The sequence below is a fragment of the Corynebacterium macclintockiae genome, assembly GCF_027570165.1.
Lineage (GTDB): Bacteria > Actinomycetota > Actinomycetes > Mycobacteriales > Mycobacteriaceae > Corynebacterium > Corynebacterium macclintockiae.
The window spans coordinates 375,689-389,617 of sequence record NZ_JAKMUV010000001.1 but is presented as its reverse complement, the minus strand read 5'-3'; the positions used below and the strand labels follow the sequence as shown (position 1 = coordinate 389,617).

10 protein-coding genes are annotated in these 13,929 nt (G+C 61.6%); 6 read left to right on the top strand and 4 right to left on the bottom strand.

The genetic code is table 11. The features are described from left to right. Window positions 1-84: 84 nt before the first annotated feature. The 4 genes from L8U58_RS10265 to L8U58_RS01675 all read right to left on the bottom strand — a co-directional run bounded on the left by L8U58_RS10265 (window position 85) and on the right by L8U58_RS01675 (window position 3,492). Window positions 85-159, bottom strand: a complete 75-nt coding sequence (locus L8U58_RS10265) for a 50S ribosomal protein bL37 (RefSeq protein ID WP_011274008.1) — start codon at window positions 157-159, stop codon at window positions 85-87. An 80-nt stretch (window positions 160-239) separates the two neighbouring features. Further along, a complete protein-coding gene (locus L8U58_RS01685) occupies window positions 240-506 on the bottom strand; it encodes a WhiB family transcriptional regulator (protein ID WP_005293852.1) in 267 nt (88 codons plus the stop codon). A gap of 359 nt (window positions 507-865) precedes the next feature. After that, a complete protein-coding gene (locus L8U58_RS01680) occupies window positions 866-2,164 on the bottom strand; it encodes an Rv3212 family protein (protein WP_269954544.1) in 1,299 nt (432 codons plus the stop codon). Continuing rightward, window positions 2,161-3,492, bottom strand: a complete 1,332-nt coding sequence (locus tag L8U58_RS01675) for a DEAD/DEAH box helicase (RefSeq protein WP_269954543.1) — start codon at window positions 3,490-3,492, stop codon at window positions 2,161-2,163. Before L8U58_RS01675 ends, L8U58_RS01680 begins: the two co-directional genes overlap by 4 nt. 66 nt (window positions 3,493-3,558) lie before the next feature. Between L8U58_RS01675 and L8U58_RS01670 the strand changes: the two genes are divergently transcribed. From L8U58_RS01670 to L8U58_RS01645, 6 genes are all read left to right on the top strand, one after another. Next, entirely contained in the window at window positions 3,559-3,822 is a 264-nt protein-coding gene (locus tag L8U58_RS01670; RefSeq protein ID WP_230580176.1) for a DUF3107 domain-containing protein, read from the top strand. 103 nt (window positions 3,823-3,925) lie between these two features. Continuing rightward, the gene (locus L8U58_RS01665) at window positions 3,926-4,831 is read left to right on the top strand and encodes a DUF3152 domain-containing protein (RefSeq protein ID WP_269954542.1); all 906 of its coding nucleotides are present in this window, start codon (window positions 3,926-3,928) and stop codon (window positions 4,829-4,831) included. Window positions 4,832-4,895: 64 nt separating this feature from the next. Then, complete coding sequence (locus tag L8U58_RS01660) at window positions 4,896-5,807, top strand: TIGR02569 family protein (protein WP_051873805.1); 912 nt, start codon at window positions 4,896-4,898, stop codon at window positions 5,805-5,807. 13 nt (window positions 5,808-5,820) lie between these two features. After that, window positions 5,821-9,192 (top strand): ATP-dependent helicase, encoded by a 3,372-nt coding sequence (locus tag L8U58_RS01655; RefSeq protein WP_269954541.1) that lies wholly within the window; start codon window positions 5,821-5,823, stop codon window positions 9,190-9,192. After that, window positions 9,193-12,828: a UvrD-helicase domain-containing protein gene (locus L8U58_RS01650; RefSeq protein WP_269954540.1), complete on the top strand. Its 3,636-nt coding sequence runs from the start codon at window positions 9,193-9,195 to the stop codon at window positions 12,826-12,828. 13 nt (window positions 12,829-12,841) lie between these two features. Beyond that, window positions 12,842-13,924, top strand: a complete 1,083-nt coding sequence (locus L8U58_RS01645) for a potassium channel family protein (RefSeq protein WP_034971280.1) — start codon at window positions 12,842-12,844, stop codon at window positions 13,922-13,924. Window positions 13,925-13,929: the final 5 nt, after the last annotated feature.

Genomic DNA, 13,929 nt, shown 5'->3' with positions numbered 1-13,929 from the left:
CCAATAGTCCTTTAGCCTAGAGCAAAGCAAAAGGCCGGCGGTGACCGCTTTATGCGGTGCACCTGCCGGCCTTTTTGTTACGGCTTAGCTGTTCGGGCGCTTGCCGTGGTTAGCCTTCTTCTTGCGACGATCCTTGCGCTTGCGGCCACGCTTGCTCATTGCAGCTCCTTGGTGTTTAAGGGGACAGTTTCAACCTGTTCAGCTTAGCGGGGGCGCCTAGCTGGACAAAATGTTGGGGTTTAGACGGTGATGCGCTTGCGGGTGCGGGTGCGGCCGCGGTTGGTGCGGCGCTTCAGTGCGCGACGCTCGTCCTCGGCCATGCCGCCCCATACGCCGGCATCCTGGCCGGACTCGATGGCCCAGTTCAGGCACTGGGAAGCAACGGGGCAGCGGTTGCAGACTAGCTTTGCCTTGGCGATCTGTGCCAGGGCAGGGCCGGAGTTTCCAACGGGGAAGAACAGTTCGGGGTCTTCTTCACGGCAAACGGCTTTGTGGCGCCAATCCATTATTGTGTTTCCCTTCTATTTTTCGGGCAATGTAAGCCCGAGGTGCGTCGTTAGTGTTGCTTGCGTCGTTGTGGGGACACTTTTGATCGAAGTTGGGCTCGACAAATTCACCTAGAGAATCTCTAGGTAAATTCAGGCAAAAGTGTTTCTGTGGCGAAGTGGCGTGCATGCCAACGACAAGGGTAGGCAGCGGCGGCTTCTCGCCATCGATTAAGGCTGAGTTGGTCTTCTGTTAACCTCTTGGCCTCTTATCGGTTACTTGGAAGATTCTGGCACGGTTCTGCTGATTTGGCTAGAGTTTTCAGCAAAAGTGTGATGAACGTCACAGGGGAATAATTTGGTGCTAGAGAGGATTGCGGTTAACGGGTTTCGCGCCCGAGCGCGACCACGGATTTCCCACGCTTCTCCACCAGCACATCGCCGGCCAGTCTCAACGTCACTGGTCCGGTGTAGCCCTTGCGATCAACCGGAATTGTGCGTAGCAACGCTCCGTTACTCCAATCCACGACCCCGATTCCCTTCTGCATCGGGATCAGTAGCCTTCCACCCATTGGGGCTGCGGGTCCAATAGCGCCCTCTACCTGGAACCTTGGCTCCATTGTTGACGGCTTAAAAGCCACCACGCGCTTCCCATCAAACCAACTCATCGCATGCGCGGAGTCCGCGGTTTGGGCACTAAAGAGCTCGCCTTGGCGCTTGTGTGGATCCAACAAGGGCGCGGGATCAGCGGGAATCTGCTTGAAATTGCCCTGCTTATCCAGGATCTGGAAGCGGGAACCCTTGTAGTCTTTTTCATCCTTTGCACGGGTTCCATTCCCGGGCACGTAGATCACCGCGTGATCCAACCCTATGCCTACGAGTTCGCTGCCAGCGGGCACTTCGTATTCGTGAAACTCCTCCGGAACGTCCGAATCCTCCGGCTTGGTCTTCAGTAGGCGGACCAGCTTTGTGTCCTTATCGGGGCACGTCTGCGCCGTGGCAAGCAGCTCCTTGCGCGTCAGCGCGGACGTAAAGGTGCATTCCAGATACTTCTGCTTGTTGGGCTTCACCGCGGTCTTCTTCTCGCCGACCTCGACTGTTCGCACCAGGTCGTAGCGCAGCAGCTCGGTGCGGGAAGGCGCCAGCATTCCGATGCTGTCGCGGCTCTGAAACAGGGCCACCGTGTTAGAAGCCATCATGTCGCGGGTGTGTCGATACTCACCGGTGCTGCTGTCGAGTGCAACGACCTGCCCGCAGCCCTTGGGGCCGTGCAGGAATAGGTTCGTCTTTTCCCAGTTCGCAGCCACACCGCAGAGCTTTTCCGGAGCGTCGTAGTGCCAGACTTCCTCGCCGCTATCGCCCCGCACCATCGTTGTTTTGCTATCGGCAGTCAGAACTACGCCACCCTGATCCACAACCAGGTCGGGTGAATCGGTCTGCGCGCTCCACAACTCGTGCAGCTGCTGGGGGATTTGCTGGTCGTTGTTGTCCTCTCCGGCCTTGGCAAGAGTCTTATCAGAAGCCGAGATCGGCTGGCTAGCGACCCTGTGATCCACATTGCGCGCGTCGGAACCCAGCCATGTAATGCCACCGAGGGCAAGAGCGCCGGCTACCAGTGCGGCGGCGGCCATGTGGTCGCTGCGACGCGCCCGTTCGGGCGAGGGGAAACGTCGGCTCATCGGCGAGGCCCCCGGCTAGATTTCTTTACCTTCAATGCAGCACCTTTCACTCCGCGTGCCGAGCCTACCCTGTCGACCACATCTGCGGGCAGATCAAACTCTGCTAGGAACTCTGCGCTGGAGGAAAACCACTGTGGTGGATCCTGAAGGCCCAGCCCTAGCGTGTCGCTGATGGCATTCCAGCGTGCCACCTCGTCCCAACCAATCAGGCTCACTGCTGTGCCAGTATTTCCGGCGCGCCCGGTGCGGCCGATGCGGTGGACATAGGTGCGCTCGTCGTCCGGTACCTGGTAGTTGATCACGTGTGTGACGTCTTCGATATCGATTCCTCGTGCAGCCACGTCAGTCGCGACCATCACATCCACTTCGTTCCGGCGGAACTCGTCTAGGGATTCCTCGCGGTCCTTTTGCCGCATGTCCCCATGCACAGCCCCCACGCGGAACCCCAGCTTTGCGAGTTCCTCGGCCACGTTCGCCGCCTGCCTCTTCGTGCGCGCAAAAACGATGCTGCGTCCGCGCCCGGGGGATTGCAGAATTCGAGCCAGCGCCGAGAGCCGGTCGAGCTTATGAGATTGAAACACCACTTGCTTCGTCGACTCGTGCGTTGCTTCCGTCGCCGCGCTGTCCGCCTGAATCAACACTGGATGCCGCATGAAAGTCCTCGTCAGTGCCGCAATCGGCCCTGGCATCGTCGCGGAGAACAACATCGTCTGCCGCTGGGGGTTGGTTTGCGTCATGATGTCGCGCACATCGTCCAGGAAGCCCTGATCCAGCATTTCGTCAGCCTCGTCCAGCACGACGATCTCCACCGTGGCCAGCTGCAGGTGCCCCTGGCGCGCCAGGTCTAGCAGCCTTCCTGGCGTACCGACGACGATATCCACGCCACGGTCCAGCGCCGCCGTCTGTTTCTCGAAGCCCACGCCGCCGTACACCGCCTGTACCTGCAACGGTCGGGTCTTGTGCTTCTTTCTTTGGGACGCCCCCTCGGTCCCCACCGGCACGCGCAGGTGCCGGGCCGCCAGGGTGAGGTCGTCGGTAACCTGCAAGCACAATTCCCGGGTGGGCACAACGATCAAGGCGCGCGGGGTACCGTCGGGGGCGGTGACGGTGGCGTCATCAAAGACCCGATCCAGAACCGGAATGCCGAAGCCCAAGGTTTTGCCCATCCCCGTGCGTGCCTGGCCAATAACGTCGGAGCCCTTTAGCGCGATGGGCAGGGTGTATTCCTGGATGGCGAAGGCGTGGGTGATGTTGGCATCTGCCAGGGCTTCCGTGATTTCCGCAGCTACGCCGAGCGAGCTAAAGGTCGGACGGGGGCCAGTGGACATGGATACCTGCCTTCCTTGCTCGACGTCTATGATGGTCACAATACTGCACGTGAGTATAAAGCGAACATGAAGGAAGGATTCCCCATGCAGATCAAGGTCGGATTCGTACACAATGCCCGCGAGCTGGCTATCGCCGTCGATACCAAGGGTGAGCAGGCTAAGTCTCAGGACGAGTACGTCGCAGAGGTAGAGAACTTCCTGCGTTCCGGCGGTAGCGAAACTCTGACGATCGAGGGCGCTAAGGGTGCGCGCTACGTTCTGGTACGTGCGCAGGTTGCGTACGTCGAGGTCGGTGCGGAGGCCAAGAACTCCGTCGGCTTCGTTAGCTAGTTGGTTTTAGCCCTTATATATGAGTGGCAGCAGCAACTTTGAGCGGCGTCCAATTCCGCCGGCGCGGGAGGTTTGCGAGGCCCATGAGGCCCACGACGCGCGCATGGTTAATGGGGAACCGCGGGGTGGTCTGACCTTCCGCCAGGTTGTGCTGATTACTGCCATATTCGTCGTGGTGACGCTGCTGGTCATGCACAGCCTCATCAACGGTCTGGGAAGCGTTGAAGGGGTGAAGGGCGACGCTAAAGCGGTGACACGCGAGGCTCCCGGACCTGCGGATGGTTCGGAGCAGAATGGTAGCAACGGCGCTGGTGAACACGGTGCTGGTGGTTACGACGATCTGAAACTCGGAGAGCTGCCGCCGGGCGGTAAGTACACCACGAAAGGCAGCGGAAAGTTCCGCACCGTCGGCGAGCCGGGGAAGTCTTTCGGCGAGGGCAAGAAAAAGTTCACCTATGTGGTGGAAGTGGAAACGACGCTGAAGGCCTCGGCCTACGGCGGGGACGATGCGTTTGCTGCGATGGTAGATGCCACGCTATCTAACCCGAAGTCCTGGGGCGGCGACCCGCGGTTTTCCTTCCAACACGTCGACGAAAAGAAATTGAAGAACGGTGAGGAGCCGGATCTGAGAATCCAGCTCACCTCGACCGAGACCACGGCGAAGACGTGCGGGGATACCTACGGGATCGAAACTAGCTGCAACTATCCGGCGGAGCGCCGCGTGGTACTCAACGAGGCACGCTGGGTACGTGGAGCGATTCCCTTTGAAGGGGATCTGGGCGCGTACCGGCAGTACATGATCAACCACGAGGTCGGCCACGGCGTGGGGCACAAGGCTCACAAGCCGTGCACACGCGACGGTGGGCTGGCGCCGGTGATGATGCAGCAGACAATCAGTCTGAACAACGCCGAGATCTATAAAATCAACCCAGAAGAGCCCTTCGGACACGATTCGAAAACCTGCCGGGCCAACCCGTGGGTTTTCCCCTACGGTCCGAAAGACTCCTAACCCACGCGACCCAAGCGACCTAAGCGACACAAGCGACACAAGCAGAGCCAAGAAAAACGAGCAGATGATCAACGACGACCCGCACAGTGACTTCAACTCCCCGCCACCTGCGCATATTCTTGCCAGCTTCCAGGTTCCATCGGCGCGTCCGGTGTTGTTGGAGCAGGAGTGGAGCCAGGGGTGGCGCTGCGACCGGGCAGTGATTTCCCGCGCCGATGAACCGGCGCGCGCGGCGTGGATCGCCAAGATCATGTCGAAGGTGCGGCCCGCGGGAGTGTCCATGTCGCGCCCGATCTTCTCCTCCGACGGCCGCTTTAGCGTGTCCGGTTGGCGTGCGCGGACGTTTATGTCTGGCCACCAGTCGCCGCGTTTCGATGAGATGGTGGCAGCTGCGCTGCGGTTGAACGAGGCCCTGCGTGGCGAACCGAAGCCGACGTTCTTGGCGCCCCCGGTGGCGGGCAAGAAGTGGTACGAATACGACCTATACGCCGCAGCTGACCAGGCGGCGTTCGCGGAGGATCCAGCCGAATGGGTTACGCCGGTGCTGGCGCCAGAGAGCGTACCCCGCGAGGACGTAGCCGCAGCACTGGTCAAGGCCGCTGTGCTGGCCGAGATGCGCGGCCCCATCAGGGAAAACGACCAGCTGGTGCACGGGGACATAGCCGGGTGCACCATCTTTGATGGAACCGCCGACCCGATCGTGACGGATCTGTACCCGGCATGGCATCCGGCGGCGTGGACAGTGGCTTTGCTGATCGTGGACACGATGGCCTGGGGCAATGCCCCGGACGCGCTGCTGGATAGGTGGGCACACCTTCCGGACTTTCCGCAGTTGGCACTGCGAGCCGTGATGTACCGACTTTTCCTCCATGCGATGCTGCCGAACTCGCAGCCGGAATCCTGGGAGGGGCTCGGTCGAGTGGCCGATGTCGTCGAAGCGTGGGTGGCTAAGCAAGAGGTTGTCCGGGGCACGTGACAAACTAAGAGTCATGGATCGCCACAACACAGATAAGAGTCCGCAGAACACTCGCGATATTAACCGTGACCTGGAAAAACGCCTTGGTGCTAGCGGGCAGCCGCAAGTGCGACTAGGGGAGTCCGCTTCGGCCTTCAGCGCCACGGAGCACTTCGATGGGCTGGCAGGCGCGCTGGTAGAAGGTTCCGCCAAAGTTGATTATTCGAAACCCTATGCGATTCTCGGTGGGGCGGGTACCGGCAAAACGTCGCTACTGATCGCTGCAGCTAGAGATTTCCTGCTGCAGGGGGGATCGGCGTCCGAAATAATGCTCTTCGCCCCGTCGAAGGAGGCGGCGACGGCCGTGCGTGCCTCGCTGTACGAACGGGTGGCAGGGGAAGGCGATTACGCGGCGTCCGGCACTTTTGTGCGATCGGTGCACTCATGGGCGTTTGCTTTCTACCGCAGCGTGCAGGCTCTGCGAGGGAAGAAGCCGCCACGGCTGATTACGGGTGCGGAGCACGACATGCAGATCCGTGAGATTCTGCGTGGCACGGCGCAAGATGGCAACCGGTACTGGCCGGACAACGTGGTTCCCGCGCTGGACTACGCCGGGTTTGCTCAGCAGTTGCGCGACTTGTTGTTGCGCGCCACCGAGCGCGGGCTGTCGGCGGCGGATCTGCGGGAGCTGGGGGTGGCGCACGACCGGCCGATGTGGGAGGGTGCGGGACATTTCTTAGAGGAATACCAGCAGGTACAGCGGCTGAGTCGCACGGAGAGCTTGAATGCCTCTGAGCTGCTGCATGCCACGTTAGGCGCGTTCGAATGCCCTGAAGGCGCGCAGGTGGTGGAGCAGCAGCGGGAGAGGGTGAAGTTGCTGCTGGTGGACGATGCACACAACTTGGATCCGGCCTCGGCGCGGCTGATCCAGAGCTTTATCGCCCCCGGCACGCGCACCCTTATCGCGGGCGACCCGGATCAGTGCGTGTTCCACTTCCGCGGGGCGGATGAGGCTTTCTTGGACTCCTACTCGCAGGACCCGGATCACCGGGTTGTGCTCAGTGCTTCCTATCGTTTGACGCCCCCTGCGGCTCAGTCCGTTAATGCTGTCCGTAGGCACCTGAGTGCCCAGCCGAGTCGCGTGGTGCTGCGCTCTGCCGGTGCGGGGGAGACCGTGGGCGCGGCGGTTGCGGAGTCTATGAGGGCGGATTCCGTGCAGGTGACGATCGCCCCGACGGAGACGGCAGAGCGGCTGAAGATCGTAGATGTAGTGCGCCGTGCGCACGTCGAGGATTCGGTGGCGTGGGACGACATTGCCGTGATCGTGCGTGGCACGGGAAGCATTGCGCGGGTGCGCAGGTCGCTGATGGCCTATGGCGTGCCAGTGAAGGTGGATCCGACCTCCGTGGTACTGGCCGAGCAGCCACTTGTGCGAATGCTGCTGCTGGCGGCGGAGGCCAGCTACCGGGACCTGACGGTGGCGGAGATGAGCGACCTGCTGGAAGGCAGCGTCGGTGGCGCAGATCCGGTGATGGTGCGCCGCGTGCACCGTGCAGTGGCGCTAGCCATCCGCTCCGCGCAGTTGGCCGGGCAGGCGCTGCGGCAGCACGACAACGGTGCGCCCTTCCAGGCCGCTGACTACGTGACGGAGCTGCTGAATCGCCCCGAGGCCCCGGAGAATCAATGGGTCACTAGCCACTGTGGACCGCGTGAACAGGAGGTCCTGCAGCGAGTGTCTACCGTGCTGGAGGCCGGGCGGAAGGCACTGGCGGGGCAGCAGAGCGTGGAGATGGTGCTGTGGAAGATCTGGCAGGCCACGAAGCTGGATATGCATCTGCGCGCGCAAGCGCTGAAGGGGGGATCCCTGGGCGCGCAGGCCGATGCCGACCTGGATGCGGTGATGAGCCTGTTCGACATCGTCGGTGACTTCGCAGAGCGCAACCCGCAGGCGAAGGTGAAGAGCTTCATTGACAACATCCGGGCCCAACAGGTGCCCACCGGCGGGCGCGACCAGCGCGGCGTGCGCGCCGGGGCGGTGGAGATCCTGCCGGCCCACGCGGCAGCAGGGCGCCAGTGGAAGGTTGCCGTGGTGGCCGGAGTGCAAGAAGGCCAGTGGCCTACCGGGCCGACCGTCGGCGGATTGTTCGGCCAGCTAGAGCTCGTGGATTTGCTGGACCGGAACATCGACCCGAGCGTGCCTGTCTCCCGCATCAACGATGCGATCGAAGAAGAACGCCGACTATTCCTGCTGGCCATCAGCCGCGCGACGGATACCGTGCACGTGACGAGTGTGCAAAATTCGGGCGACGAGGCTCTGGTGCCATCGCGCTTCATCGCCGAGATGGAGGTAGAGCCCACCGAGCTGGCAGCGACGGGTGACATCGAGGAGGCTTCCAGCCAACCGCCTGCCACATCCACAACTGGTGCGCTGCCGCGCGTGCTGGCCATCGAATCCCTGCTGGCGGAGCTGCGGGATGCTGTAACCGATGAGAATCGGCCCGGCCACGAACGGCGTGCGGCTGCGCGGAACCTGGCCAAGATGGCGCGGGCTGGTGTGCACGGTGCGGCGCCGGAGGACTGGTGGGGAATGGCGCAGCCTTCCTCGGAGGAACGGGTGCTATCGGGGGGCAAGATCCGGATAAGCCCTTCCAAGCTGGAGAGTTGGAACACCTGCGCGCTGCGGACCTTCCTGGAAAGCAACGGCGGGGTGAGCGAATCCACCGAACCCATGCGCGTGGGCATCTTTATCCACGCCATCGCTGAGCAGATTGTGCAAGGCATGGAGCTCGGCGAGGCACAGCTGGCGGTCAAAGAGATTCTGCCGCACGTGCTCGATGGCCCAGGGTGGAAGGATACGCACACTGTGCAGCGCTGGGAGGGTGGCGTCGAGAAACTACATAAGTTCATTACCGGATACAGGGACCAAGGATTCGACCTAGAGACCGAGCGCACCCTGCGGGCACAAGTGGGACAGACCGAGGACGGGATAGAGGTGACCCTGAGCGGACGTGCGGACCTGTTGGTGACGAACCCGGAGGATGGGCTGACGCAGGTGATCGACTTTAAGACAGGCAAGAAAGCGGTGTCGGAAAAGGCTGCAGAAGAGAGCTCGCAGCTCAGAGCGTATCAATTCTTGCTTACGCTCACCGAGCGCCCTGGCGGCGATGGTCACAAGTACCAGCCTGGTGGTGCCGCGCTGGTCTACCCCGGAACCGAGGGAAAGCGCATTGCCAAACCTCAGGCAGAGCTGACAGAGGAAAAACTGGGTGACACACACGACATGCTGATGGATATAGCCCCAGTGACAGCGGGGCCTACGTATCTGGCGACAATCAACGAGGAGTGCACGAACTGCGCATTCACATCGATTTGCCCCGCACAGCCAGAAGGAAAGCAGGTGGTCTAAATGGATAGCAACAGGCACATTTTCAGCCCGCAGGAGCTATCCCAGCTGATGGGGCAGAGGTTCGCCCCGACCGACGAGCAGGCCGAAGTCATCCAGGCCGGGCCGTTCGGCAACTTTCTGGTAGTTGCCGGAGCAGGCGCCGGTAAGACCGAAACCATGGCGGCGCGGGCCGTGTGGATGGTGGCCAACGGCTTCGCCCGACCAGAGCAGATTCTGGGGCTGACCTTTACCCGCAAGGCCGCCGCGGAGCTGGGGGAGCGCATCCGCCAGCGCCTACAGACGCTGGCGAGTAGCGCCTTCATGGATCAGCTGGCCACCGATGATCCGCGGCGCGAGGCGCTGAAGAACATCGCGCCGGCAGTGGCTACGTATGACTCCTACGCGGGGGACATCGTCCGTGAGTATGGACTATTGATCCCTTCGGAGCCCGCGGCCAGGCTTATTACGGACGCCGAACGGTGGATGGTGGCCCGCGATGTGGTGCTGAACTCGCAGGGGAAGATATCCGTAGATAGGGCTGTGGGAACGGTCATCGAGGAGGTGTGCGCTCTGTCCGATGAGATGGACAACCACCTGGCGGATCCGGAAAAAGTAGCGGAGGAAAGTGAGGAGGCGCGAGAGAATCTCAAAGACCTACCAAGGAAAGCGAGAAGTCGAGTCGAGTTCAACAAGGAGAACCGGAACTTCCTCGACGCGCAGGAATACCGCATCGAGCTTTTGCAGCTGGTGCACGAATATCGGGAAGAGCTCCAGCGGCGGGAGTTGCTGACATTCGGCCAGCAGATGAGCAAGGCTGCGGGACTTGTGCGTGATCACGAGGTCGTCGGGGAAGAACAACGGCGACGTTTCCGCGTGGTGATGTTGGACGAGTACCAGGACACTGGACATGCCCAACGCATCATGCTGTCTTCGTTGTTTGGCACGGGCAAGGCGAACGACGGTGAGTTCTCCGCGATGGCGGTGGGCGATCCTATGCAGTCGATTTATCTTTTCCGCGGCGCGACGGCCTCTAACTTGGAGAAGTTCCGCGAGGACTTTCGGGATTCGAACGGGAACCCAGCGGAGAAGCTGCAGCTGCTGACCTCCTGGCGCAACCCCACCACCGTGTTGGATATGGCCAACAAGGTCTCTACCTGGTCCATGGAGCGAAGCACCGACAGCACCGGACGCCTAGTTTCCGAGCTGCGCCCGCGCCCTGGTGCTGAAGACGGCGAGGTCGCTGTGGCTTTCTTTGATGAGCGCGAACAGGAGCTCGACTGGATGGCTGACAAGCTGCAGGAACGATGGCAGGAGTACCAGCAGAAGCTGGAAACGGCGGACGACCCGTCCAAGGTCAGACCTTTTTCCGCAGCGGTATTGGTGACCAAGAATGCGAACGCTGTTCCTATCTACAACAAGCTGGTCGAACGCGGGGTGCCCGCAGATATGACCGCCGGGCCAGGCCTGCTGGACCTCCCTGAGGTTGCGGATATCTTTGCCACACTGCGGGTGCTGGTGGACCCGACGGATGACGTGGCACTGCTGCGCCTGCTGACTGGCCCGCGGTGGAACATCGGTGCCGCTGACCTTGCGGTGCTCACGCGACGCGCAGAGCAGATTGCCAAACGCGGATCTGGGGAAGCGGAAAGTATCGACGAAACCGTTTTGGAGCAGGAGCGACTGGAGAAAATCGAGTCTCTCCACACGCCCGGCGTGCGTGATGAACTGATAGCGGAGATCCTAGATGCCATTCCAGACCCCACCGATTTTTCTGTCGGTCTGGTTGATGCACTCGCGGACATCCGAGATGCCGCGGATATGGGGATGTCACCCGAAGGCGCCCAAAGGCTGGAGCTGCTCGGTCGGGAGCTGGGGTATCTGCGGCGCCACAGCCTCAGCAAGAACCTGCCGGACTTGGTCGCGGACATCGAGAAGATGCTGGGAGTGCGGCATGAGGTGTTGGCGCGCTGGCATCGCCACCCGGATCAATCTATTGGCACCAGCCACCTGGATAGATTTGCGGATATCGTTCGCGATTTCTCCCGCATCGGATCCGCAACCCCGAAAGCGCTGGTCGAATATCTGAAGGCGGCACATGCCGAAGAAGACGGACTGACCCCCGGAGAGGTCCAGCGCAAGGACAATACCGTGCAGATCCTTACCGTCCATAAAGCCAAGGGGCTGGAGTGGGACATCGTTGCGGTGCCGCATGCTACGCGCGACAGTTTCAGCGATTACGCGCAACCGCGGAAAGACAAGAAGTATTCATGGACAACCACCGCTCAGGTCATTCCCAGCAGCCTGCGCGGGGATGCGGGGGAAAAGCCCGGAATGTACCCAATTCTGTCCCTCAAAGGCGTTGAGGACAGAAAGGCGCACGCGGACGCCTATGACGCATTCAATGTGGAAGTCAAGCGCTTTCGTTCAAAGGAGAACGACCGGCTGTTCTACGTGGCCATCACCCGATCCCAGAGGGTGCTCTATGTCAGTGGTGCGGCATATAAGGACGGCGCCAAGGATGCACAGGATCCTTCACTGTGTCTAGTACTGTTGCGGGACCACCTGCGGGTAAACAACCGCAAGGATTGTGTAGAGCACTGGTCTGACATGGGGCAGTTTTACTCGAAGTTGGATGAGATGTTGAATAACTCGGAGCTTCCAGTCGAGCAGAGGAAGCTGCTTCCCACTGTCGAGGTCAATTCCCGGCGTTTAGAGTATGGCGAAGAGCGACAGCAGCGCGTCGCTGAAGCGAACAATGGCGCAGGCGCCCCCTGGCCCAGCCCAGCTCCCGCTACAGAGCGCCCCGGTGTGGCCGAAGCCGCCGACATGGTGCGCAAGGAAATCGAGGCGCTAAGCGCGCAGGAGCCGGACAGCGCCGACACCCCAACCCCCTCCGCGCCCACCACCGTGGCCGAGGTGTGGGACCTCGAGACGGATATGCTGCTCGAGGAATATTCGGAAATGGACAACGCCGAGGTGCTGGTGCCACTGAAGGTGCGACTCACGGCTACCGAGATGGTGAGCCTGCGCAGGGATTCCGAAGAGTTCGCCCTGCGCGCCCGTCGTCCCATTCCCCTCGAGCCGAAACCCTACGCCAAGCGCGGCACCGCGTTCCACAACTGGGTGGAGGAACGCTACAAGCAGGTCACCCTGTTGGACGAGGAAGAGCTGCCGGGCGCCTCGGATGCTTCGCTCGGCGACCCTTACCTCGAGACCCTGAAGGAGGCGTTCCTGCACTCCGCATGGGCCGATCGCCAACCCGAAAGCGTGGAGGGCGCCTACTCTGTCACGATCGGCGGTCACGTGTTTGAGGGACGTATTGACGCCGTATTCCACGAAGGAGACGATCCCACCGACGGCTGGATCGTGGTGGACTGGAAAACAGGGCGCAAACCCACCGGTGCGGAACTGGACGCAGCCGAACAGCAGCTGGCCATTTACAGGCTGGCATGGGCGAAACTCCTCAGCACCAAACTGGGCGTGGAGGTGCCCGCCGACAACGTTCGCGCCGTGTTTCACTATGTCGCGGCAAATGAGACCTATGAACCGCGTACACTACTGTCTGCAGAGCAACTCGAGCGGATGCTTGGGGGCGTCACAAAGAAGGCACCCCAAGAACACGACGGCGAAGAGCCACAAGGCAGCATCGAGCAGTGACGAGAGGACGTAGATGAGAGACCGGCTGCGCGAACGTTTTCGCGCCGACGATGAGGTCGATGAGCTACCGCCGCACGCACTGCTGAACATCGTCCGCATCCCGACCTCGGTGGTACAAAGCCCCTGGTGGCTCATCATCCGACGGATGTTCTACGCCTTCCTGCTGGTGCTTTTCGTCGCCTGCCTGGCCTACTTCGACAGGGACGGCTACGAGGGGATGGAAACGTTTGTGGACGCCCTGTATTACTCGTCGGTGTCCCTCTCGACGACGGGCTACGGCGATGTGTCACCGCAGACGCAGAACGCGCGACTGGTCAACACCCTCATCATCACCCCGGCCCGCCTGGTCTTCCTGGTGCTGCTGGTCGGCACGACGCTGTCAGTGCTGACCGAAGAATCCCGCAAAACGTTAGTCATCCGCCGCTGGAGGAAGAAAATGCGTAACCACACCATCGTTATCGGCTACGGCACTAAGGGCCGCTCCGCTATCGCGGCGCTGCTGGCCGACGGCGTATCGCCTTCGCAGATCGTCGTGGTGGATACGGACAGGGAGGTGCTGGATCAGGCGTCCGCGCAGGGGCTGGTGACGGTGCAGGGTACGGCTACCCGCTCCGACGTGCTGAAACTCGCCGGTGTGAACCGTGCCCGCGCGGTGGTCGTCGCACCGAACCAGGACGATACAGCGGTGCTGATCACACTGTCGGTGCGCGAGATCGCGCCTTCTGCAACGATCGTCGCGAGTGTGCGCGAATCCGATAACTCGCACCTGCTGCGGCAATCCGGTGCAGACTCGGTGGTCGTTTCCTCCGAAACGGCCGGGCGCCTGATGGGACTGGCGACGGTTACGCCATCAGTGACGGAGATGATGGAGGATCTGCTGTCGCCGGACGAAGGATTCTCTATCGCCGAACGCCTGGTCACCGAGGAAGAGGTTGGCGGCAACCCCCGCGTGCTAGAAGACGTGGTGCTGGGCGTGGTGCGCTCCGGCGAGCTGTACCGCATCGATTCCTCCGAGGCAGAGACGATCGAACCGGGCGACCGTGTGCTGTACGTGCGCTCCAACCCCGGTGCCGACGATATTCTCGGCACCAAGTAGGGGAT